Annotated in this window: 2 protein-coding genes; both read left to right on the top strand. The window is 72.1% G+C overall.

The features are described 5' to 3' along the window. Nucleotides 1-402, top strand: a 402-nt coding sequence (locus AC2W7M_RS26155) for a heterodisulfide reductase-related iron-sulfur binding cluster (protein ID WP_486136082.1), incomplete at its 5' end; no start/stop codon positions are given. A gap of 141 nt (nt 403-543) precedes the next feature. Further along, nucleotides 544-1,054, top strand: a 511-nt coding sequence (thiE, locus tag AC2W7M_RS26150) for a thiamine phosphate synthase (protein ID WP_486136080.1), incomplete at its 3' end; no start/stop codon positions are given.

Below are 1,054 nucleotides of genomic sequence, written 5' to 3'. Positions count from 1 at the left end.
CCTCGACCTGCCGGCCGCGCCGGCGCCGCTGGGGCGCCGGATCGCCTATCATGCCGCCTGTTCGCTCCAGCACGGCCAGAAGGTGAAGGGGCCGCCCACCGCGCTGCTCCGGCGCGTCGCTTCGAGGTGGCGGAGCCGTTCGAGAGCCACATCTGCTGCGGCTCGGCGGGCACCTACAACATGCTCCAGAGCGACATCGCCGCCGAGCTGAAGGTGCGCAAGGTGGGCCATATCGAGGCGCTGAAGCCCGACATCATCGCCGCCGGCAATATCGGCTGCATGACGCAGATCGGCTCGGGCACGACCATTCCGGTGGTCCACACGGTGGAATTGCTGGACTGGGCCACCGGCGGTCCCGTCCCGGAAGGTGTCGCGGACGGCGGCGCGGCCAAGGCGGCGTGAGGCTATCGACATCGCCGTCATGCCCCGGCGTGTCCGGGGCATCCGCGGTGCCCGTTTCGCCGGGCTTGCGAATATGAAGTGGGACGCGGGCCAAGATCGACACCCCTGCGAGGCCCCTGCGAGACCCTTGAAGGACAGACCATGCCCCATCCCTTCGACCTCACGCTCTATCTCGTCACCGATCCGCGCCAGGTGGCGACGCGCGGCCTTGCGGCGACGGTCGAGGCGGCCGTGGCCGGGGGCGTGACCCTCGTGCAGCTGCGCGACCCGGATGCCCACGGTCGCGATCTTGTCGAACAGGCGCGCGCGCTCAAGGCGCTGCTCCAGCCGCGCGGCATCCCGCTGATCGTCAACGACCGCGTGGACGTCGCCCATGCCGCCGACGCGGACGGGGTGCATCTCGGCCAGGACGACCTGTCGCCCCAGGCCGCGCGCGCCATCCTCGGCCCGGATGCCATCGTCGGCCTCTCGGTGGGGACGCCGGCGGAATTCGGCGCGTCCGATCTGTCGGGCGTCGACTATCTCGGCGTCGGCCCGGTGCGCGCCACCGGCACCAAGGCCGATGCCGGTGCCGCCATCGGGCCTGAGGGCGTCGCGGCGGTGCGCGCGCTGACGGCGCTGCCCATCGTCGGCATCGGCGGCATCGGCGGCC

The organism is Xanthobacter sp. BG11Y11_SDJG, assembly GCF_057364445.1.
This window is presented reverse-complemented; position numbering and strand designations above follow the sequence as displayed.